Source organism: Lactobacillus johnsonii ATCC 33200 (assembly GCF_000159355.1).
GTDB classification, from domain to species: Bacteria; Bacillota; Bacilli; order Lactobacillales; family Lactobacillaceae; genus Lactobacillus; species Lactobacillus johnsonii.
The window spans coordinates 548,979-572,751 of record NZ_GG670120.1; the positions used below are offsets into that span (position 1 = coordinate 548,979).

At 29.7% G+C, this 23,773-nt stretch carries 12 protein-coding genes and 2 pseudogenes; 13 read left to right on the forward strand and 1 reads right to left on the reverse strand.

All coding sequences use genetic code 11. The features are described from left to right. The first annotated feature begins 7 nt into the window (after window positions 1–7). The 12 genes and pseudogenes from brxC (at window position 8) to HMPREF0528_RS02740 (ending at window position 20,944) form a co-directional block, all read left to right on the forward strand. Entirely contained in the window at window positions 8–3,739 is a 3,732-nt protein-coding gene (brxC, locus tag HMPREF0528_RS02685; protein WP_004894779.1) for a BREX system P-loop protein BrxC, read from the forward strand. Between the two features lie 87 nt (window positions 3,740–3,826). Further along, a complete protein-coding gene (gene pglX / locus HMPREF0528_RS02690) occupies window positions 3,827–7,342 on the forward strand; it encodes a BREX-1 system adenine-specific DNA-methyltransferase PglX (protein WP_004894781.1) in 3,516 nt (1,171 codons plus the stop codon). Between the two features lie 212 nt (window positions 7,343–7,554). Beyond that, complete coding sequence (locus tag HMPREF0528_RS02695; RefSeq protein WP_004894783.1) at window positions 7,555–11,268, forward strand: nSTAND3 domain-containing NTPase; 3,714 nt, start codon at window positions 7,555–7,557, stop codon at window positions 11,266–11,268. Window positions 11,269–11,398: 130 nt separating this feature from the next. Beyond that, window positions 11,399–12,325, forward strand: a pseudogene (locus HMPREF0528_RS09715) (DUF3644 domain-containing protein). Between the two features lie 272 nt (window positions 12,326–12,597). Continuing rightward, window positions 12,598–15,090 carry a BREX-1 system phosphatase PglZ type A gene (pglZ, locus tag HMPREF0528_RS02705; protein WP_004894796.1) on the forward strand — a complete coding sequence of 831 codons (2,493 nt, stop codon included), beginning with the start codon at window positions 12,598–12,600 and terminating at the stop codon, window positions 15,088–15,090. Between the two features lie 87 nt (window positions 15,091–15,177). Then, window positions 15,178–15,480 carry a TetR/AcrR family transcriptional regulator gene (locus HMPREF0528_RS02710; RefSeq protein ID WP_004894798.1) on the forward strand — a complete coding sequence of 101 codons (303 nt, stop codon included), beginning with the start codon at window positions 15,178–15,180 and terminating at the stop codon, window positions 15,478–15,480. 81 nt (window positions 15,481–15,561) lie between these two features. Next, the gene (locus tag HMPREF0528_RS02715; protein WP_500861273.1) at window positions 15,562–15,984 is read left to right on the forward strand and encodes a Bax inhibitor-1/YccA family protein; all 423 of its coding nucleotides are present in this window, start codon (window positions 15,562–15,564) and stop codon (window positions 15,982–15,984) included. Window positions 15,985–16,612: 628 nt separating this feature from the next. Next, on the forward strand, window positions 16,613–17,386 hold the full coding sequence (locus tag HMPREF0528_RS02720) for a hypothetical protein (RefSeq protein ID WP_004894803.1): 774 nt from the start codon (window positions 16,613–16,615) through the stop codon (window positions 17,384–17,386). Then, window positions 17,383–18,636: an ABC transporter permease gene (locus HMPREF0528_RS02725; RefSeq protein ID WP_004894804.1), complete on the forward strand. Its 1,254-nt coding sequence runs from the start codon at window positions 17,383–17,385 to the stop codon at window positions 18,634–18,636. The genes HMPREF0528_RS02720 and HMPREF0528_RS02725 overlap by 4 nt, the downstream gene beginning before the upstream one ends. Window positions 18,637–18,642: 6 nt before the next feature. Then, window positions 18,643–19,512, forward strand: a complete 870-nt coding sequence (locus tag HMPREF0528_RS02730; RefSeq protein ID WP_004894807.1) for an ABC transporter ATP-binding protein — start codon at window positions 18,643–18,645, stop codon at window positions 19,510–19,512. Window positions 19,513–19,658: 146 nt separating this feature from the next. Beyond that, window positions 19,659–20,195 (forward strand): annotated as a pseudogene (locus HMPREF0528_RS02735) (aldo/keto reductase); the annotation flags it as partial. A gap of 134 nt (window positions 20,196–20,329) precedes the next feature. Then, a complete protein-coding gene (locus HMPREF0528_RS02740; protein ID WP_004894813.1) occupies window positions 20,330–20,944 on the forward strand; it encodes a sugar O-acetyltransferase in 615 nt (204 codons plus the stop codon). Between the two features lie 102 nt (window positions 20,945–21,046). On the opposite strand, the gene plsY is transcribed toward HMPREF0528_RS02740, so the two are convergent. Beyond that, a complete protein-coding gene (plsY, locus tag HMPREF0528_RS02745) occupies window positions 21,047–21,703 on the reverse strand; it encodes a glycerol-3-phosphate 1-O-acyltransferase PlsY (RefSeq protein WP_004894815.1) in 657 nt (218 codons plus the stop codon). Between the two features lie 99 nt (window positions 21,704–21,802). On the opposite strand from plsY, the gene parE reads away from it, so the two are divergent. Continuing rightward, window positions 21,803–23,761 carry a DNA topoisomerase IV subunit B gene (parE, locus tag HMPREF0528_RS02750; RefSeq protein WP_034525098.1) on the forward strand — a complete coding sequence of 653 codons (1,959 nt, stop codon included), beginning with the start codon at window positions 21,803–21,805 and terminating at the stop codon, window positions 23,759–23,761. Window positions 23,762–23,773: the final 12 nt, after the last annotated feature.

The following is a 23,773-nucleotide window of genomic DNA, read 5'->3' on the forward strand; positions in this document are numbered from 1 at the left end:
AATAAGTATGACAAAAATAAAGAATATTTTCAAAAAAGATATTGATCGAGATATTCGCGGAGTTATTAAAATTGGTCAAGATAGTGAAAAAATTAAGAAACAAGAACTTGAAGAGTATGTTATTACTGATGAATTAAAGAATGATTTTACTCGCTTTTTTGATGCTTATGATAAAAGTATTGATGCACCTACAGATAAAATGGGAGCATGGATTAGTGGTTTCTTTGGTTCAGGTAAATCACACTTCTTAAAAATTTTATCTTATCTTTTAGAAAATGATATAGTTGATGGACGTAAAGCAGTAGACTATTTTTTAGAAGATGGAAAATTTGATGATAACCATTTATCTAATGCTATTGAAAAAGCTACAAGTGTATCAACTGATGTTGCCTTATTTAATATTGATTCTAAAGCAGACTCCAATTCAGCCAATGATAGTAGTGCTATTTTAAACGTATTTCTTAAAGTATTTAATGAACAGTTAGGATATTCTCCAATTGCAGAAGTTGCTGATATGGAGCGCTGGCTGGATAGTATTGGAAAATACGATGCATTTAAGAAGGCTTTCCAAGATCTTGATCCAGAAAATCACTCCTCATGGGAAGAAACTAGAAGCAGATATGCGATTATGTTAAATACACGTATTAAACCTGCATTGATTAGTTCTGGCGCATTAGATGAAGTAGATGCACAAAATTATATCAATGAATTTCTAAGTAAAAAGTTCAGTATTGATGCTATTGGATTTGCCAAATTGGTAAAAGACTATCTTGATAAAAAGGATGGTAACCATCATTTTGTATTTTTGGCTGATGAAGTAGGGCAGTTTATCGGTGAAGATGATAACAAGATGCTTAACTTACAAACTATTGTTGAGCAGCTCGGAATTCAATGCCATGGACGTGCTTGGGTTGTAGTAACCTCTCAGCAACAAATGGATGAAGTTACAGGCAATTTCCATAAACATGAACGTGATTTTTCAAAGATTCAGGGTAGATTTAATACTCTAATCTCAATGAGCTCTGCTAATGCTGATGAAGTTATCCGGAAGCGTTTATTGGATAAAAAGCCATTAGCTAAGGAAGAATTAGACGATCTATTTACTCAAAATGAATATAGCATTAACAATAAGATTAATTTCAGTGATGCTATAAAAAGGGAAAAATATGAGGATTCGCAATCTTTTGTTGATAATTATCCATTTATACCATATCAGTTTAGTTTGCTAAAAGATGTGTTATCAGCTGTCCGTAAACATGGTGCTAGTGGTAGTCATATGTCGGATGGTGAGCGTTCAATGCTAGCTACTTTCCAAGAGGCTACTAGAAGATACGAAGATGATGATCTAGGTAAACTTGTTCCGTTTTCTGCTTTCTTTATAGGGATGAAAGAATTCCTTAATCATGATCATCAAGCTGTATTTGATCGGGCAATGACAGATAGATATGTAGCCGGTAATAAAGGCGGAGATAGTTTTAATATTCAAGTTTTAGCCGTTTTATTTATGGTTCGCTATGTCGATAATTATCCATCAACTCTTGAAAATATTACTACGCTGCTTTTGGACGACATTAATCAAGATCGTCAAGAATTGACTGCCAAGGTTAAAGATGCTTTGAGTGTTTTAATTAGGCAGAATCTTATTCAAAAGAATCTTGATACATATGAGTTCCTAACTGATTCAGAACAAGAAGTTAATGAAGCAATTAATGCGATTGATATAGATGATCAAAAAATTGTTCGTGAAATAGGTAGTTACTTGTTTACGTCTAATTTAATAGATTCTAAGTATGTTTATCCTAAAAAGAAAAATCAATATATTTTTGAATTTAATATGTATATTGATGGAACAGGATTGAATCCTCTAAAAAATGATTTGAATATTAGGATCGTATCCCCACTGCAATCTGGAAACTATCGTGAAATTGATTATAAGCAGCAGTCAGGTGATAACCGTAACATCATTGTTGTTTTAAAAGATGATGATCGGTATATTGAGAACTACAGACAAGTAGAAAAAATCAAAGAATATATGCAAAAGCCGGAATCAAGATCTGATGAAAAGATTAGATATATTGCGGCTAATCGAAACAGTCAAGCAAAAGATATCGAGCGTAATACACAAAAAATGTTGGAAGATGATTTGCTTGATGCTGATATTTATGTTGATGGCGATGTATTAGCTAAGGGCAATAACTTTGCTAGTCGTTTAGCTGAAGCTAAAAAGACAATTATTGACGCTAATTACCGAAATCTGCAATACATTGATGATGTTAAATCTGATCAAGATATTCTTAATGTATTAAAAGGTACTCAAAATGATGTACTTTTAACTGATAATGAGCAGGCAATTAATGCGGTAATCGAATATATAAATGGACAAGCTGGTTTAATGAATAATATTTCCTTGTCTAGTGTGGTTGATCGTTTTGGTAAAATTCCGTATGGTTATAAGCCAAATGATACTGCTTGGCTAGTTGCTAAAGCATTTTCTGACGGTAAGCTTAAGATCTATTTCAATAATTCTAAGATCTCTTTAGATGAAGCGCGTAAGGATCCAAAATCAATTCAGCGATATTTTATCAGTAAGAGTAATCTATCAAGATTGACGATGAAGCCTGTTAAAGAAATCTCTGCACGCGAAAAGAAAGATGCCAAAGAATTTGCAAGTGATGTTTTAGAAGTCAGTTTAGTTCTTCCAGATGGTGCCACTTCTGAGCAATTAGCTGATGAGATTAAAAAGAAGACACAACAAAAAGTTAGAATTCTTGAAGATATACTAAATTACAACCATGATAATAAATATCCTGGTAAAGATATTCTACATGAGGGAATTAACAGCTTAAAACAGATATCTATGGTTCCTGATAGCGATCAAATCTTTTCAATTATTTCTAAACACTTAGATGATTTAGAGGATTGGCGTGATGAGGTTGAAGATAAAGCTATTCTACAATTTTATGGTGATATTGGTAATATTAGTGACCAAGAAAAAATTTGGAGAAAATCTAATAGCTATTTAGCACGTTTTAATCATGCTAAAGGATTTATTGAAGATGAAAATTTAAAGGAAATAGCTAATGAACTTGAGAAGTATTTAGATATGGATCAATTCAATATTTCTATTCCTAAATTGAAAAATTTGAATTCTGAATTCGTTTCTTTATATAGTGATGACATGGATAAAGTCCATGAGAAAATCATAGGCAAGGTTAATGAAAGCTATGATCGACTTAAGAGTTTAGTAACTGATGCAGAATTTCCTAAAAAAGAAAGCGATGAACTTTTTGCTGAAGTTAATAACACTCTTAAATCAATAAGTGATCGTGCAGATCAATATAATGAAAGTAGCGATGAAAATGCATTCTTGAACTTAATTAGTTTAGATAATGCTATTGAGTCTGCTAATGATAGATTAAGAAATAAAATTTCAGAAGTAAGCCAAAAGTTAGCTGAGAAGGCTCAAGAGGAACAAGAAGTTGCTGCAAGGAATGTTGTAGAAGAAGCCACTAATCCAGATAACAAGCAAGAAGAAACGGTTAAAGTTTCACCTTCACCTCAACCTAAGCCAACTGTAAAAATTAAGAAAACCATCTTTAAGAAGATTTATGATGTGGTTCTAGAAGATAGCTGGAAAATTGAAAATGAAGCAGATATTGATAAATATTTAAACGCTTTGAAAGTAAGTCTTGAAAAAGAATTAGAGGATAACGATATTATCAATATTGACTTTAAGTAGTTAAGAAAGAGACTGATTTTAATATCAGTCTTTTTTCTTGTTATAATTAATAGTAATTATTTGAAGTTTAGAGAGATTTGAAAAAGTATGGACAAAAATAAAATAAAAAAATTTGCAATTAATGCTAGAAAAAGTTTGAGAGATACGACCGAAGTTCAGCTAGCTAATTTGGGCATTACAGATGAAAAGATTAATGATGAACTTTCTATCTCTACAAAAGATAAAAAGTACTATGTAGATGATAATGAAAATAATGCTTTAACTGGTAAACAAATTGGCTGGCGAAAAGATGTTGTTAATGAATTAAAAAATAGGGGATATGATGATGACCCTAAGACTGTCTTTGATGATTTTATTGAAGAAGTTGCCTACACTTGGTTCAACAGAATTATCGCAATTAGATTTATGGAAGTTAACAATTATCTGCCAAGTAGGGTAAGTGTCTTAACTAGTGAAGAAGGTAAGGCTGAACCTGACATCATTAATGAAGCAATGGAGATTGAAGACGATTTAGGTGGCTATAGTGATTCAGAAAAAGAATTAATTTCGACTGCTTTGACTGAGAGAACCCCTGAATTGATGGATAAGCTTTATGCAATGCTATTTATTAAGCAATGTGATGCACTAAGTGACATTTTGTCAGGTTTGTTTGAAAAAACTAATGATTATTTGAAGTTGTTGTTTACACCTAATTATAACCGTGGCGTTATTCAAGATTTGATTAATGAAATTCCTGCGAGTTATTTTGATGTAAATGAAGAAGGACAAGTTCAAATTATTGGATGGCTTTATCAATATTACAATAATGAACCTCATGAAAAAGTAGTTAATATGAATGGTAAAGCTATTAAAAAGGATGAAATTCCGGCCGCTACCCAATTGTTTACTCCAGACTGGATTGTCCGCTATATGGTTGATAATTCATTGGGAAAGTACTATTTAGAGCGTCATGAAAATAGTCAACTAAAAGATGAATTGAAATATTTATTACCAAGTAAGATTGAATCAGTGAATAATGATCAAGATATTTCCGAATATAAATTCTTAGATAATGCTATGGGTTCAGGACACATATTAATCTATGCTTTTGACTTATTGATGAAGATGTATCTTGAAGAAGGATATTCTAAGAGGGATGCTGCACAAAAAATTATTGAAAATAATATCTTTGGACTTGAAATTGATAAACGAGCATTTCAATTAGCTTATTTTGCATTAATGATGAAGGGTAGAGAATATGACCGACGCTTCTTTAGAAGAAATGTAGCCAATAATCTCTACTACTTTGAAGATTTACATGTTTCCGAAGATTTTTATAATTTTATCGATAATGAAAAAACAAAAGAAGATTTAAAGAAATTAGCAGAAGTTTTTGCTGATGCAACGGAATTAGGATCTATTATAAAAATAGATCAAGACATTGATACTAATAATCTTAAATCTACAATAAAGAAGATTGATTTTGATGATAGCTTGGATGTTTTCGGAAACAAAAGAACTAAAGATAAGATCCTTAAGATTCTAAGTATTGTTAGAATAATGACTAACAAATATGAAACTGTTGTAACCAATCCACCATATATGAATAAATTTGATAAAAAGCTGAAGAAATATTTACGGAATAATTATAAAGATTATTCTAAGGATTTATTCTCTGTATTCATTTATCATAATATGCATCTCTTACGTGATGGAGGGTATTCTGGCTATATGACTCCATTGGTGTGGATGTTTATTAAATCTTATGAACCACTTCGTAAAGATATTATTGATAATGTAAATATTAATAGTTTAATTCAAATGGAGTATTCCGCTTTTGAAGAAGCCACTGTGCCAATTAATACCTTTATATTGAAGAAAGCCGATGAAAAATCTGGCACTTATTTGAGATTAAGTAATTTTAAAGGCGGAATGGCTGTTCAAGAACAGAAAGTTTTGGAAGCTATTGCTAATCCTGAAGTTAAATATTTGTATCGTGCTGCTCAAGATAATTTTGATAAGATTCCTGGCAGTCCTATTGCTTATTGGGCTATACAATCATTATATGAAGATTTTAAAATTGGTAAAAAATTTAATGGCGAAACTAAAAAAGGGGTTTTAACTGGTAACAATAAGTTATATTTGAGACTGTGGTATGAAGTTTTGCATAGTAAACTTTCATGTAATATGGAATCTTATAAAGATATGATTAATTCAAATTTTAAATGGTTCCCGGTTACTTCAGGTGGTCAAAAAAGAAAATGGTTTGGTAATTTTGATACAGTTGTAAATCTTGAAAATGGTGGAGAAGATATTAAAGAAAATGTCAAAAATTATAGATTGAGGGAACCAAAGTATTATTTTAAAGAAGCTTTAACGTGGACTGAAGTGACATCTGGAATATTTAACTGTAGATATGTACCAACAGGAATTTTATTTGGCAATGGTGGACCAGTTGCTTTTATTAATAATAATGATTTGTATTATTATCTGGGACTACTAAATTCTAAAGTTGCAATGGCAGTGTTAAGTTTTATAGCACCGACAATTAATTTTGGACCAGAACAGATAAAAAAAATACCAATTTTATATTGTACGAAAATAACTGTAGTCAACAATATAGTTAAAAATAATATTTCTATTGCAAAACAAGATTGGGATGCATTTGAAACATCATGGGACTTCAAACGTAGTCCGTTATTAGTAAATAAAGCTGCAACTTTAGAACAAGCTTATAATAATTGGTCACAAGAAGCTTTAGATAGATTTAATCAACTTAAAGCCAACGAAGAAGAACTAAACCGTATCTTTATTGATCTTTATGGTTTACAAGATGAATTAACTCCAGAAGAAGACGATAAGGAAGTTTCTGTTCGTAAAGCTGATCAAGTTCGTGATATTAAAGCATTCCTATCTTACTTTATCGGTTGTATCTTTGGCCGTTACTCACTTGATCAAGACGGACTTGCATATGCTGGCGGTGACTGGAATGCATCCCTTTACTCAACCTTCAAGCCAAATAAAGAAAACATTATTCTCTTAACCGATCGTCAATACTTTGACGATGAGCGTGATATCATCGTTCGGTTGCGTGAGTTTTTGTCCACGACTTTCGATCCAGATCGTTTAACAGATAATGTGAACTTCATTGCTCAAACTTTAGACCCTAAGAAGTTCGAACGTGGAGTTAGTTCAGAACAGATTATCCGTGACTATTTCGCCAATGATTTCTACAAAGATCATGCTAAGATATATCAAAAACGTCCAATTTATTGGGAATTTAATTCCGGTAGAAACAAGGGATTCAAAGCTTTAATGTACTTACATCGCTACACTCCAGAACAACTTGCAATGGTTCGTCAATATCTTCACGACTTGCAGCCGGCAATGAACGATTTAATCGAAATTGATAATGATTTATTAGATCAGGAAACAACTGCAAGTGCTAAGAGCAAATATCGAAAGATTATTTCAACTCTTAATAAGCAAATGAATGAATTAGTTAAGTATGACCAAGTCTTAGATCACTTATCTCAAAGTCCAGTAGATTTAGATCTTGATGATGGTGTTCTTGCTAATCATGACAAATTGCAACAAGGAGAAAAGTTGTTGACTAATTTATAATTATAGAAAAAGTGTCCGGGAAAAAAGTTTATTTTTAGTTAATTTTAGGCTTTTACTCAAAAGAAAAATCCTATTAAATCAAGGTTTATTAATACCAAGATTTAGTAGGATTTCTTAATTTCTGAGTTTTTTCCCAGACACTTTTTCGTTTATAATTTAAATGAATTTCTGTGAAAGTACACTATTTTTATGGAAAGAAAGTGACTTAGTAGATGAACGAATTAAATAAAATCGAAAATGCTATTAAAGAAATTGATGCGACAACCTTTCAAAAACTTTGTGACGAATATTTATCTCGTATTTTAGGAGGAACATTAAATCCTCTTGGTTCTGAAGATGGTAAAAACAAACCAACTAAAGGAACACCAGATTCGTATATTATAAATGATAGTGGTGATTTGTATTTGATGGAATATACATCACAAGAAAGTAGGTTAATTCAAAAAATTAATAGCGACTTAAAGAAACTTAGTGAATTGAAGATTAATAAAAACAATGTAAAAAAGATTATTTATTGTTCAGCTACATCAAACGTAAGCATAGAATATATCGACTCGTTAACAGAAAAGTATAAGAAAGAAAACATAGAGTTTAAATTTATTTCAAACTTTGAATTAGCCAAATATATTCAAGATAAGTACCGTGATTTAGCCAATAAATATTTAGGATTTGCATTACCACCACGGCAACTAAAAAATATTAGTGAATTTGGGGAAGAATATAATAAGCAATTTAGTGGATCAAAATTAAATTCATATTTTGCTTATAGAGAAAAAGAGCTTGCAGAAATAAACGAATATTTTAAGACACAAAATATTATAGTGCTCACAGGTAAACCGGGGGTAGGAAAAACGAGATTAGCCTTTGAGTTTGCTAAAAGAAATTTCTTGAATAATAGTTTTTTCGTACGAAATGTATATGATATTAACGCTCTAATATCCGAACTTCAGATTGAATTTTCAGTTGATGCTACTAAATTAATTGTTTTTGATGATGCAAATCAAATTGAAAATTTGGAGAAAATATTTAAAGCGTTTGTTCAACAATTAAATTCTGGAAAAGTAAAGATTTTAATTACAGTACGCGATTATGCAAAAGAAGAAATAGAAAATAAAGTTGATGAATACGCTTCAGTAAGTACTATTAATTTACTATCGCTCAATACTGAAGAAATTAGGGAATGCATTACAAAAGTATACAATATAAAAAATGAGTACATTTTAGATATAATTTGTCAAATATCTCATAGTAATCTTAGAATGGCGATGTTGACATCTGAAGTATATTTGGAAAAACATAGAATTATTGATATAGCAGATGCGTCTCAAGTTTATAAAAAACTACTTAAAAATGTACTGGAAAATGTAATTGATAATAATCGACAACTTATTTGCTTAGGAATAATTGCTTTTTTTGGAAACTTAAATATTAATAACGAACAAGAAAAAGTTTTATACAAACCAATATTAGATACAGCCAATATTTCATATACCGAATTTAAACGAAATATTGCTTTACTTGATAAACAAGAATTAATTGATTTTATAAATCAAAAATACATATATTTTTCAGATCAAACGTTAAAAGCTTATGTTTTAAAAATTGTCTTTTTAGATGAAAAGTTAATTTCTTTAAAAGATCTAATAGAATATACTTTTGAAACCAAAGCTGAGCTAGCTATTAATTGTATCAACGATTTGATAAATACCTTTTACAATGAAGAAAATGAAAATTATCTTACTCAAGTTGTAAAAGAGGTTTGGAAATATTTGGAAGATAAACATAGTGAAAAGTATTTAGACTTTGTTTCGGATTTTGTAGAATTTGATGTTAATAAAACTATTGAAACGGTGAAAGAAAAAATTGATCAAATTAAACAATATCCAAGAAAAAATAATATTAGTTTCAATGTTTCGGATAATAATAGATTAAATGATATTATTTTAAAAATAATTAATCATCTTTCTTATACTGATAGTTATAAATATGCTTCTGAGTTATTCTGTCTATATTTAAATAAACAACCACAGCTATTTTCTGAATTTCATGCAGCTATCATTCAAGACTGGGCTATAAATTATGACACATTTATTAATTATAAATTTAGAAGACAGATTAGTTTGATCAAGGAATTGATGAATAGCGAAAAATTCGATAGTGAGGTAAATATTTATTTACTTTTATCTATCATGCCTAAATATTTAGAATTAGTAATTGAAGAAACTCATGGAGTTGTTAATGAACCAAATAAATTTATGACACGCAAATTTTTATCTTCTGCTACTGAAGATAATCTTGTTTTTAGAGAACAACTGTGGAAATTCTTATTGAAACTTGATTTTAATTTTGATAGTAAAGTTAGAAAAATTGTAGCAAACTATGGATTAGAGTTATTTGGATTGAACAATATAGATGATACTACTAGAAAAGTTGTTCAATTTGATTTGAAATATATTAGTAAATTAATTCATAAACTATTTGATCCAAAAAGCCTTATAGATTGTGTTGCAGTGGGTCAAATTAAAAATAGATTATTTAAGACAAATATCGAAATTTCTAATATAGATAATTTTCTAAATAATAGTGATTATCATCTTTACCAAGATATCGAAAGTATTAGACGTGAAAAGAAACACCAAAGTAATAAGTTTCTAAAAAAATATGTTGATGATAATTTAAACTCTGATGTAGAAACTTTGAAAAAAATAGTAAACATTATTGATACCCTAGAAAAAAGATCTCAGACTTATGGATTGTTGATGGTTGTACAAATTATATTAGATAACTTAAAAGATAATACAGATGAATACCTGTCCGGTATAGAATTTTTATTTTCAAGTAAAATTTCAATATCATCGATTTTTTATGCAATTATAAATTATCTACATACTGTAAGCTCTACATCAAAAATTATTCAGATGTTAGATAAAGTAAAGAATGAAAACAGAAAAGACTGGTTATATTACATTTATTTTGATAGCTTGCCCAAGAAAAATTTGAATTTTCAAACCTATGACTTATTAACAAAGTACTTAAAAAATGAAACTGTGAAAAGTATAGGAGATTATAGCAATCGCAGTCTTGATTTTCTATATAAATTTAATACTGTTAATACACATGCATTTGAAGAATGTTGTAAAATTATATCTTCAAAAGAAGAAGAATTTAAAAGGATATATTTTCACTTTTCCTACCTTGATGAGAAACAAAGTGAAAGTATCGTAGATTCATTTGATGATATTAAATTATTAATAGATATTTTTATCAATTATATTGATAATGATCAATACGATATGTCTAATTATTTACTTGAAAAAATATATAAAAAGGATCAATCAATTTTAACTAGTTATGTGAATAAAATTTTAATCCCCAAATTAAAGAAGTTTCAATTTCATAATGAAGATCAATTACTTCTACTTTTAAAAAACAATAATAGTATTGAGATCTTAAATAAGATATGGAATATAATATGTCAGAAAAACGACAATTTTTTATTGATTGATTGGAGCGAGGAATTAGTAAACTTAGTAGAAAAAGATGACTGTGTAGACAATTGGATAAAATCATTTATAAAAAAAGGTAATTATGATTCTAAAGAAATTCATATCTTGTTAGAAGGAATTAACATAAAAAATATTAAACTTTTTTATAAGTACCTTAAAGAATATATTCAAACTAAACCAGATATAAAAGAATTTGATAAAATTCAATTTTTTCCAATGAGCTATAGTATTCCAATGAACGAAAAAGGCATCAAGAAATTCCATGTTACTAATATAGAATCTCTTAAAGCTCTTTCTGAGTGGATAACATCTTTAGGATTAGACTATTTTGAGTATAAAAATAAAGTTGACATCTGTGTTAAAGGTGAAAGGGATATGTTAAAAGAAGATCTCGGAAAGTTAAGAGCTAATATTTATTAAAAAACTGCGTAATTACACGCAGTTTTTTCCTATATTTTAAAATTTTTAATACATTTATTTTGTGGAAAATTTTAATGGGGATTTTGGTACAATAGTAAAGTTGATTTTTATATAAAAGGAAAATAAATTAATGAATAATACCCTTTCTCAAAATACGGTTGATAAGAGTATAGAGTCCTTTTTAATGGGATTAGAAATTTACAATAAACCAACTATTAAGTATAGGTAGAAGGTTTTAGTTTTTTATTTGTAACGCAGGGGAATTGCTATTAAAGGCAATACTTATTGATAAAAATGAATCCATTTATTATAAAGACGAACAAGATAGAACTATTAGTTTAATTGATGCAGTAAAAAAGATCTATCCTGATAAACATACAAGAATTAGATTGAATCTTGAAAAAATAATATAGTTAAGAAATATTAGTACCCATTTTATTACTGAAGAATATGAAGTTAAATACGCACCATTGTTTCAAGCGTGTGTATTAAATTATACTAATGAATTAGAAAAATACCAAAACAGAGATATTACTAAATATATCTCAAGACTTTCTAACTTTATCAATTCGTTATGAGCCATTAAGCGATGAACAGATAAAAATGATGTATCCTGCTGAAATTGCTCAAAAATTTATACAACAATCTAATGAAATTGATGTGTTAAATAAAGAATATGATTCAGATAAATTTTCGATCAATATTGCTCAACGTTTATATATTACAAGAAAGAAATTCAGAAAATTTCGTAGCTATAGTTAAAGACATAAAAGATCCATCTGATACACACTAATATTCTTACAATAATGTTATTATGGCAATCAATGAACGATTAAATAAACAAAACATAAAATTACAGTATAAAAGTGGTTTTAATCAGTATGTTTTAAATATGATAATAGATTTTTATGACATTAAATCAAATCCTAAGTATTCTTGTGAACATGTAATAGGAAAACAACACAGTTATACTTATTCTAAACAATTTGTAGAATTTGTTGTTACCGAGATAAAGAAAGACCCTCAACACTTTGTTGAGAGTCTTAAAAAAGTATAAAAACAACGGGCACATAAGAATGCTCAGTGTAACAACTTACCCCGTTTTGGGACCCAGCGTTAATCATTAACAAGTTATCTTTCACTTTAAATTGTAAATCAATTATACAATTGTATAATTGAATATGCAAAATATTTATACTTATCAGATTTTTTAGTATTTCTATATTTTTATTATAGATAATTAAATAGAGTAGAATTTTTATATACTTAGGGTGCCTTTAGGATACTTTGCGACTGATATAATTTATTTAATGAACAGGAGTTAACAGTATGGCAACATTAACGACAGATAAAATTATTTCAGAACTTAAAAACTATTTTGAAGATAAATATCAGTATGTTTTTTGGTATGACGATAAGGCTCAGTTTAAAGATATCATTGATCAAATTGCTTCTAATTTAAATGAAGTTAAACTATATAAAGCTCAAGCTAATCAACAATTTAAAACAAAAATTAACCTTTTAAGTGATTCTCAACATAAATATTTAATTTATGCACCTTATGAACGACCGAGAATACAAGAAAATTATTTAACTGATCTGGAATACTATTCGAAGCTTTTTACTGCCGATGCAACACAAATTATACTAGAAGAATTAAATTTGTCAGTAGATAAATTATCTTTTGTAAAACAATATCATACATTTTTTGGTGCTAAAGATAGACGCAAGAACTTTATTAAGTATTGGAACGTAGATTTCGATACCACTCCTGAAAAAGGTATTATCGCGGCAATTACCAAAACTGAAAAGCTAGATATTAATGAATTATTGATGAAAATTATTTCTGCCGGAAAAGAAAACAATCAATATTTATTTCTTTTTGCTAAATATAATGTACTAGATTATTTTTGGAAACTAGTTGGGAATTATTTCGGCTATGATACTATTGAAAATGCTAACTTAGATAATCTAATTAATAATCTTTTTTTCACATATTTAGATACAGAATTAGATATTAAAAATTCTAATAAATTTCAAAATTTATTATTAAGTAATAAAGATAATGTACAAATTTTTATTGATCGCTTTGCTGATTCTAATAAATATAATAAATACTATATCTCAGAGTCAAATCGTGTTTGGAATGAATTGAAATTACATGATTTATTAGTACAAGAATCCCTCAGTGACTTAACAAAGGTAACTGTTTTTGAAGAAGTAAACAGTATCGTATTAACAAAAATTAGAGATAAATTTATTGATAATCAAGTTACTGATTATGAACAAGTTCTAAATATTATTGATCGAATGTCTAACCACACTCGCAATAATTTCTCTAATAATAAAGAAAATGAATATAAATTTTTACGTTATAGTGCTGAATTATTTAATTTGCGTATCCCATTATTTGAAAATTGGCAAAAAGAATTGGACGGATATATAAATAATGAATACCAAATAGACACTATTTATCGAAAATTATTATTAGCTTATACAAGAATTGGCAATAACGATTTATATAGTAAAATCAAAAAAAATATTGATTTGTATTACGGAAATATTTTATTAAATAGCTCGGTTAAACAATGGAATAATACCTTTGATTTATCAGAAGTACCAAGTGATATAAAACAAGAAAGATTTTATCATAATCACGTAGCTCATGTGCCAGAAAGAGTTGTAGTAATTTTTTCAGATGCCTTACGCTTTGAAGTTGGTAAAGAGCTAGAAGATGAGCTAGATAATAATGATCGATTAACTTTAAATATGAAATATGCGCTTACTAGCTTGCCGTCAGTAACGTATATGGGAATGAATGTTATGCTACCACACAATAGTCTTAGATGGGATGCAGAGAAACATAAAGTTAAAGTAGATGATAAAAACGCTGAAAATACTTCTGCTCGTAATAAAATTTTAAAAACATTCAATGAAAGTAACACAGCTGCTCAACTAAAAGATATCTTGGAAATGACTTCAAAAGAAGTGAAAACTTTCATTAATGGTAAGAATTTAATTTATTTGTATCACAATCAAATTGATGCTAAAGGACATGAACTAAAAACAACTAAAGAACTAGTAGATGCTACAGAAAAAGCAATTGAGGAAATTAAAAAAACTATTCAAGCTCTACGAACAAACGGTGTGTCGCACATCATTGTAACAGCCGATCATGGCTTTATTTATCAAGAACGTCCAATTTATGATACCGACAAAATTGATTTAGCAAATGAAGACTATTTAGGCAATGCGCATTTAAGATATTTGATTACCCCTGATAAATTAAGCGTAAGGGGAGTTAAAAGTACTACAATGGGTATTAGCTTATCTAATGATGATAAAACTAATATTTATTATCCAACAAGCCCGAACGAATTTATTGCAAGAAGTGGAAGTAAAAATTATGTTCACGGCGGTTCTTCTATTCAAGAAATGTTAATTCCAATATTAGATATCAAAGCAACTTCACGAAAATCCGCTGCACAACCAGCAGAAATCAAATTAGCGGCTACTACTTTTAGAATTAATAGTTTAAAAATGAATTTGCTTTTTAATCAAATAGCTTCAGTTAGTGATAGAGTATTACCAACTGAATATAATGTATTCTTTGTTGATGAGGATGAAAAGATGATTTCTAATAAAGTAGTAGTTGAAGCAAATCGTAAGGGATCTGCGGCTGATCGTACTCTTCCTGTAACTATTACAATTCAGAATACAAATTATAATCTTAATAAAAAATATTATTTAGTAATTGAGAACCAAGATACTAATTATTCCCAAAAAATAGAATATACCATGGATATATTTTCAAATAATTAAATGTATAAATATTAATCATATAATAGTAGATAGATCAGGATATTTTCTTGATCTATTTTTATTAATCATAAGAAAGTTAATAACTCCATGACAAAAATAACATCCGCACAACAAGCCTTGCATGAAGGCTTAATTATTTTATTAAATACTAAAAAAATAAATCAAGTTTCTATTAAAGAGCTAGCGCAAACATCAAATGTTGCACGAAGTGCTTTTTACGCATATTACGATAACGTAGACAGCTTATTAGAAGAAATAGAAAATACTTTTATAGAAAATCTGAATACGCTTGATCAGAGTATTACAGATTCAGCTACAAACAACTTTACATATTTTTATGAAGTGTTAAGTTATATTAAAAAAATAGCAATCTGCTTTCAGCTTTATTAATTAAAGATTACGATTATCGTTTAGTTGAAAAATGGAAGACAGCAATTAAAGAAAATTTGTATCGGCGCTTCAAGTTAACTAATCCTAATATTAAAGCATAACTTTTATTTGAAATATACTGGGCAAGATATTGCTTCTGCCTTTGTCGCATCTGCAACAGTCTTCGTTGTAATGGCCATTTTAGGTACGGTTACTAAAAAAGATTTGAGTAGGTGGGGCTCCTACGCGTCAGCAGCATTAATTGGTTTAATTGTAGCTATGTTAATCAACATGTTTTTAAAGAGTTCAGCAGCTAATTACATCTTTTCATTTATTGCAGTTATTATTTTTACTGTTTTAACTGCTTGGGATGCACAAAGAATGAAGAACATCTATTTACAATTTGGTGGTGAAGTTTCTACGAACGGATTAGCTGTTATGGGAGCTCTTCAGTTATATCTAGACTTTGTTAACCTATTTTTGCAATTCTTAACTATTTTTGGCTCAAATGATAATAATAATTAAAAATCTTTGTTTATAGTATTTACGATATTAGCGATATATTAATTCACCTATTTTTAATAGACTAGAATTATCCTTTGAGTAGGATAACTGAAAGCTTATTGAGAGATTTATCAGTAAATAAAAGCCCATGTTTTACACAGGTTTTTTTGTTGATCGATAATTGTCTGATTGGTCTGATTGAGCTAAAAATAATATGAAAAGATAAAAAATATGAAATATTAATTTTATTTATTAATGCTTTTTTATTTTATGCTAATATTATACTAAAACAAATTTAAGAAGATTGTACCAATGAATCTAACATATCTTAAATCTAACTTATTAATTGTCTTAAAATCAAAGAAAAACCAACTTCTTATTGTTATTCTTATCCTGTTTTCTACCTTTTCTTTATTTATAGTCGAAAATCAAAAAATAGGAGATGGAATAAAAAGTTGGGAAACTTATAGCGAATCCTTGCAGGCTAATTCTAATTATTTTGACAATGAAATGCTAAAAAAAACCTACCTATAAGAATACCTATGACAATTTAAATAAACAAGCTCAGGAATTAGCTAGTTTACAAAATAGTCAAGTATTTACCGATCCTGTGCAATATTTAAACAGCTATCGCAATTTGCTAACCACTATGCAAGCAGGCTATACGAACCACTATGCTGGAGCTAATACATTAAATGTGCCATCGCAATTTTTTATTAGCAAAGAATTGAATCGGATTAATTATTTAATTAATCATAAGATTCCGATTGTAATGAATAATGAAAGTTCAGCAACATATTTAATTTATGTTTTATCATTTTTAGGTACTATTATCTTCTTTTATATTTCTTTCATCTCGGCTGATAGCTGGATTATTAACTTGAAGCATCAATCAGTCTTAAAAAATATTCCTTATTTCTTTAAAGACGAGATAATTGGAAAGATTGGCATTAACTTTATCTTAGTTTTCTCATCAGTATTACTCTCTATAATTGGAGCTTATGTATTTGCTGGTATAAAACATAATTTTGTTACTTTAAACTATCCGGTTAATTTTTATTTTACTCATGCACTTACTATACCTTTATGGAGTTATTGCCTTGTCTTTTTAGCATATATTTCTGGATTAGTTATTTTTGTTACAAGTTTAAGTATGTTTTTAAATCAGATAACTAAGAACATTTATTTAACTATCTTCATCGAAGGCAGTATTTACGCTTTATTATTTTTACCAAAAGATATTTTGAAGTGGCTTGTATTTTTACCATCGCCATATTTAGATTTAACCAATCTATTTAATGGAGACCTTGCAAGTAATTTGCATTTAACCAATGTTAATTTTCTGACTGGCTACTTAGTACTTCTGATCTGGTCATTGATTTTGATTTATGGATTTAAGTATTTAGGGGAGAGGAAGGGATGAAAATGAAGAAACAATATTTTATTTTTCAACTAAAATACTTTTTCACTAATCCTAAAAATATTGGTCTATTTGTTTTAACTTTTATTCTTTCCTTATATTTTTGCTTAGTTAGCGTACCTAATCGGCAAATAATTGAAAAGGTCGATCCTTATGCAATTAAGGGAGAATATCAACGATATAATTTATTCTTGAAAAAAGCAGTAACAAAAATAAATGAAATGCAGAAATCAAAAAATGCACATGAGGTGCCGAATGAAGGATATGTTAATGCTCTAAAAACTTATCCTGCTATTCTAAAATTTGATAAACATCGTCTTCATGGAATTAAGACAAATAATTGGAGAGAATATGCTATTTACTCAAGCAGGTGGTATAAAGATGTTGATCATTTGATTTTTGTAGATGAGAATGAACAATTTCTATATCCCGTTCAGTATTACCAAAATAATAATTATAGGGAGGATGGGCACTTTGGTTATCAAAGAACAGCCCATTTATATGACGCTCTAGTTAAAAGTAAACAGCCACTTACTAGGAATACTATCGAGGAAAGAACTACTTTACAAATATTGCAAAATTCTATATCAGGTTGGACAGCTCTAATATTAATTATTATTGTGATATTTTTTGCAGCGGATATTGTACCTAACGATCGTAAGAACAAATCGGTCTTAAAAAATATTCCCTTAAGTAAAAGTTCTATCCTTTGGATTAAAACTCTGGTAGTTGAAATAGGCATAGGAATAAATTTTTTACTAGCTTTAGTGGTAATTACTTTATGTACAGCTCCAAAATACGGCTTTGGCTCATTTAATTTGAGAACGACTTTTTATATGGGAAGATTGTATTTTTTACAGCCTTTTAAATATCCAACCTTAGGAGAATATTTTAGGCAGTTTGGGATTTTTGCCATTTTAATTGTTTTTTTGTTTATTAGGCTCACGATTTTATTTTCTATAATTTTTAGAAATGAATACATTGCTGAAATATTAGCAACTATGTTTGCAATTAGTGGAAAAGTTTTCTATTTTTCTTTAGGAATGGGATATGTATATCCATTTTTACAAAATCTACCAATGACATATTTCTCTATTGGAGAAAGTTTAACTGGAAATTTAGCATATTTAATGGATTCTCCAGGATGGGGATTTGTAGCAGGACTTTATCCTCTTATTTTTGCCATTTTAATAGTTGAAATTTTTATGATAATGATTAGTCATTCAAATAGAGTTTCATTAGTAAAGGGATGAAATTAAATGCTTAAATTAAAAAATATTACCTTATCTTTTGGTAATCATACTGTCTTAGATGATTTTAATTATAATTTCCAAAATGGAACAATTTATGGATTAGTGGCACCAAATGGTACAGGAAAATCGACATTAATCAATGTTATATTGAACAATCTAAAACCTCAAAAGGGATACGTAGAATATAATGAATTACAGTATAAGAACGAAAAGACAACAGTTAAATTGCATCAAGAAATTTGTGCTTTTCCTGACCAAAGTGAACTTTTTTCTTTTATGACTGGGAGAGATCATTTAAAACTTTATGCTAACTTATGGCATAATAATCCGCAGAAAATAAAAGATATTATTTCAACCTTAAAAATGGAAACTTATATTGATCGTAAAGTAGAAACCTATTCACTAGGGATGAAACAACGTTTATGTTTTGCAATGGTGGTGGCTACCAATACGTCAGTCATGCTTTTAGATGAAGTAATGAATGGATTAGATCCCCAAAACGTTCAGTTAATTTCACAGGTATTGTTAAATTTGCGAGCACAAGGTAAGTTAATAATTATGGCCTCACATTTGTTGCAAAATTTACAGCAATATGCAGATCAAGTTTTATTTTTAAAGAATGGTAGAATAATTGAAAATCTAAACAATAAAGCTGAAACAAAAAAATATTTAGAATTTAATAATTCAAGTTTGATTAGCAATATTCTCGAAGAAAGTAATTATCAAATTCTACCTAATCAAACGATTCTTTTACCAATTGATGAATTAAGTCAAGATAAATTTGACACAATAATTCATATACTACTTGAAAATAACGTTTCATTTACTGTTAGGAAAATTTCACTAGAAGACTTATTTAACAAGTTTTATGAGTAGCCTAGCCATTATTTCACTGGCCAAATCAAAGATAATGAAAAATAAGCTCTATTAGTTTATTCATTGTATTCTTAGACTTGGAATGAAGGAGAATGAGTAGAAAAGGGAGGACTTATAAATGACAGAAGTTCCAACAATTACATTGTGGCGATACATTCGGTGCCTGGAACGCTTTAGCTGCTGCTAAGCGCGCTGGTAAAGTTTGTTCAATTGGTTTATCAAACTTTTATCCTGATCAATACATGAATTTAGAGCTTGCTCATGAAGATAAGCCAGCAATTAACCAAATTGAAATTAATCCATGGTTCCAACAAACTAACGATGTTAAATTCTTCCAAGGAAGAGATGTAGCTGTAGAAGCTTGGGCTCAATTTGCAGAAGGTAAACATGATATTTTCAATAATAAGACATTGAAAGAAATTGCTGAAGCTCACCACAAGACTACTGCTCAAGTTATTTTGCGTTGGCTTACCCAACAAGATATTGTTGTTATTCCAAAATCTGTTCATGAAAAACGTCAAAAAGAAAATCTTGATATTTTTGACTTTGAATTAACTAAGGATGAAATGGATAAGATTAAAGGATTAGATAAGGGCGTAAGTCAATTCTTTGACCACCGTGACCCAGCAGTAATTGATGATATTTTCGGAGAAAGCCTAAAGCAATTACGTGATTCAGAATAGTCAGTAACATTAATACAATAAAGATAGATAGAAGCAGGGTTTATGTTTCTATCTATTTTTTATTCACTATAATTCCAACACCAAATATGATATTTTAAAGATATTAAAAAGCATAAGAAAGTAAGGTGTAAGAAATGGAAGAAAATACTAAAAATATGCTAGCAGGACTACCTTATCGTCCCGACACAGAAGAGTTAAGAGCTATTTCGACAAAGGCGCATCGCTTAAGCCGTGACTATAATCAAACAGCAGATGAAGATAAGGAAGTAAGAAAAGCAATTATCGATAATTTATTTCCAGATCATGGAGAAGGAGTTTACCTTCAAGGACCAATTGAAGTAGATTACGGTAAATTTACAAAATTAGGTAAAAATTTTTATGCTAACTTTAATTTGACTATTTTAGATACTTGTCCAGTTACTATTGGAGACAATGTAATGTGTGGTCCTAATACTTCATTAGTAACACCGCTGCATCCCTTATTGCCAGAGCAAAGAAATGCGCGCTTGCAAGCAGATGGTAAAGTAGCAGATATCGAATATGGCGCACCAATTACAATTGGCGATAATTGCTGGTTAGCTAGTAATGTAACTGTTTGTCCAGGAGTAACGATTGGAAAAAATTGCGTTATTGGTGCTGGCAGTGTAGTTACAAAAGATATTCCAGATAATTCTTTGGTTTTAGGTGTTCCAGGCCGAGTAGTTAGAAAAATCACTGAGAAAGACCGCCTAGATACTTATCCATATTAATTAGGTGCTAAAATCGCATCTTGCGAACATTTGTTCAAATGAAGTATAATACTTATGAAAAAAGACTGTTGAGGATTTTACCTAAACAGTCTTTTGTTCTGATTATTTATTTTTAGCATTCTTTTTTAGCAATCCATGAGACTTTTTGTACCAATACCATAGTCCAAAAGGAACGATATTTTCTTCATGGTTAATTAGGCGCTTGATATTGGAGCGGTGTCTTACAAAGAGCAAGATCATCATAATTCCTGTAATAATTGTAAGAAAGATATCATGAAACCAGAAGGAACAAATGAAGATGATAACTATTGAAACCAAGCTTGATAAACTTACATATGAGGTAATAAATAGCATTGGTAAAAATACTAGGGCACATAGTCCAAAGAATTTTAAATTATAGCCAAGAAAGACGCCGGCGCTAGTTGCTACCGCTTTTCCTCCCTTAAACTTTAGAAAGATGGAAAAAGTGTGGCCTAAAATGACACAGACACCAGCAATTAGTAATAAATATTTTGGTCCCTTTAGATGGAAAATTAATGGTAAATCTGTTGCAAGTGTACCTTTTAATACATCAATAACTAAAACTGCACTGCCTGCTACAGGTCCCATTACTCTGAACGAGTTGGTTGTTCCGATATTTCCCGACCCAAAATTTCTTATATCTTCATGAAAAAATATCTTTCCGACTAATACACCTGTGGGAAAGGATCCAATCAAGTATGCTAAAATAAAAATTAGTAAATAATTCAACGTAGACATTCACTTTTCAACCCCATTTAAAATCTAAAGCTATTTTAACAAAGATTATAATAGCTGTGGGGTTGATTTTGATTGTCTGTTAAAAATGGAGGCATTTATTTGGCTAAAGCAAATAAAACTACCAGTTCATATGATGATTCTTCGATTCAGATTCTTCATGGGCTAGAGGCAGTAAGAAAACGTCCAGGAATGTATATCGGTTCAACTGATCGGCATGGGTTAAATCATTTGATTTATGAAATCGTCGATAATTCAGTTGACGAAGCAATGGCTGGTTATGGTAAAGAAATCAATGTAACTATTCATAAAGATAATTCAGTTACAGTTCAAGATTTTGGGCGTGGGATGCCAACAGGAATGCATGAATCAGGAATTCCAACTATTGAAGTTATTCTTACTGTGTTACATGCAGGTGGTAAGTTTACCGAAAAGAATTATCAAACTTCTGGTGGTTTACATGGAGTAGGTTCTTCTGTTGTAAATGCATTATCTTCTTACTTAAAAGTAAGAGTAGTTAGAGACGGTCAAGCATATGAAGAAGAATTTGAAAATGGTGGTCATCCAATTGGTACGCTTAAGCATTTAGGCAAGACTAAAGATAAAAATGGTACTACTATTACTTTTAAACCAGATCCAACTATTTTTTCTACTACCACATATAATTACGAAACCATTCAAGAAAGAATTCGTGAGTCAGCTTTTCTATTAAAGGGTGTTAAGTTCACACTAACTGATGAACGAGAACCAGAACATCATGATGAGTTTCTATATGAAGATGGAATTAAGTCATTTGTATCTTATTTAAACGAAGACAAAGATACAATGGGAGATGTTTTTTACTTTTCTGGTAAACAAAATGGAATTGAAGTTGAATTTTCAGGCCAATACAATGATGGATATTCCGAAAACTTTGTTTCATTTGTAAATAATGTTCGTACAGCTGATGGTGGTAGTCATGAAGCTGGAGCACGTAGTGGTTTTACAAAGTCTTTTAATGATTACGCTAAAAAGCAAGGGTTATTAAAGAATAAGGATAAAGGTCTAGAAGGTAGCGATTATCGTGAAGGCTTAAGTGCAGTATTATCTGTTAAGATTCCAGAAGAATTACTAGAATTTGAAGGACAGACTAAAGGAAAACTTGGAACTCCACAAGCTAGAAGTGTTGTAGACAGCATTGTTTATGAACAGCTTTCATACTATTTAATGGAAAACGGAGAATTTGCTCAAAGCTTAGTTCAGAAAGCACAAAAAGCAAGGGATGCACGTGAAGCTGCTAAAAAGGCCAGAGATGAAAGCAGAAGTGGCAAAAAGAGACGAAAGAAGGAGATTCTTTCAGGAAAATTAACTCCTGCTCAATCACGTAATCCAAAGAAAAATGAGTTATTCCTAGTCGAAGGGGACTCAGCTGGTGGTTCCGCAAAACAAGGAAGAGATAGAAAGTTCCAAGCTATTTTGCCATTACGAGGCAAGGTCTTAAATACGCAAAAAGCTAAGTTACAAGATATCTTTAAAAATGAAGAAATCAATACCATGATCCATACTATTGGTGCAGGGGTTGGATCAGATTTTCAGATTAAGGATGCAAATTACGATAAAATCATCATCATGACAGATGCGGATACTGATGGTGCCCATATTCAAATTTTGCTTTTAACTTTCTTTTACAGATATATGCGCCCAATGGTTGAAGCGGGTCGTGTGTATATTGCTCTGCCTCCTTTATACAAACTACAAAAAGGTAACGGAGCAAAAGCCAAGATTAAATATGCTTGGACTGATGAAGAATTGAGCGAAGACTCTAAAGACATGGGTAAAGGTTTTGCTTTGCAGCGTTTCAAAGGTTTAGGTGAAATGAATGCTGATCAATTATGGGAAACAACTATGAATCCCGAAACTCGTACCTTAATTAGAGTTAAGATTGACGATGCTCAACTTGCTGAAAAGCGTGTAACAACCTTAATGGGAGATAAAGTGGCTCCTAGAAGAAAATGGATTGATGAAAACGTTAAATTCCGTATGGGTGAAGACGGATCAATTCTAGAAACAAGTAGAGATTAAGAGGTTATATTT

Coding starts and splice junctions, on each gene's coding strand:
- plsY (WP_004894815.1), bottom strand. CDS start 21,703: ATGTCTACGTTGAATTATTTACTAATTTTTATTTTAGCATACTTGATT.
- HMPREF0528_RS02740 (WP_004894813.1), top strand. CDS start 20,330: ATGGAAGAAAATACTAAAAATATGCTAGCAGGACTACCTTATCGTCCC.
- pglX (WP_004894781.1), top strand. CDS start 3,827: ATGGACAAAAATAAAATAAAAAAATTTGCAATTAATGCTAGAAAAAGT.
- HMPREF0528_RS02725 (WP_004894804.1), top strand. CDS start 17,383: ATGAAAATGAAGAAACAATATTTTATTTTTCAACTAAAATACTTTTTC.
- pglZ (WP_004894796.1), top strand. CDS start 12,598: ATGGCAACATTAACGACAGATAAAATTATTTCAGAACTTAAAAACTAT.
- HMPREF0528_RS02730 (WP_004894807.1), top strand. CDS start 18,643: ATGCTTAAATTAAAAAATATTACCTTATCTTTTGGTAATCATACTGTC.
- HMPREF0528_RS02720 (WP_004894803.1), top strand. CDS start 16,613: ATGCAAGCAGGCTATACGAACCACTATGCTGGAGCTAATACATTAAAT.
- HMPREF0528_RS02710 (WP_004894798.1), top strand. CDS start 15,178: ATGACAAAAATAACATCCGCACAACAAGCCTTGCATGAAGGCTTAATT.
- HMPREF0528_RS02695 (WP_004894783.1), top strand. CDS start 7,555: ATGAACGAATTAAATAAAATCGAAAATGCTATTAAAGAAATTGATGCG.
- brxC (WP_004894779.1), top strand. CDS start 8: ATGACAAAAATAAAGAATATTTTCAAAAAAGATATTGATCGAGATATT.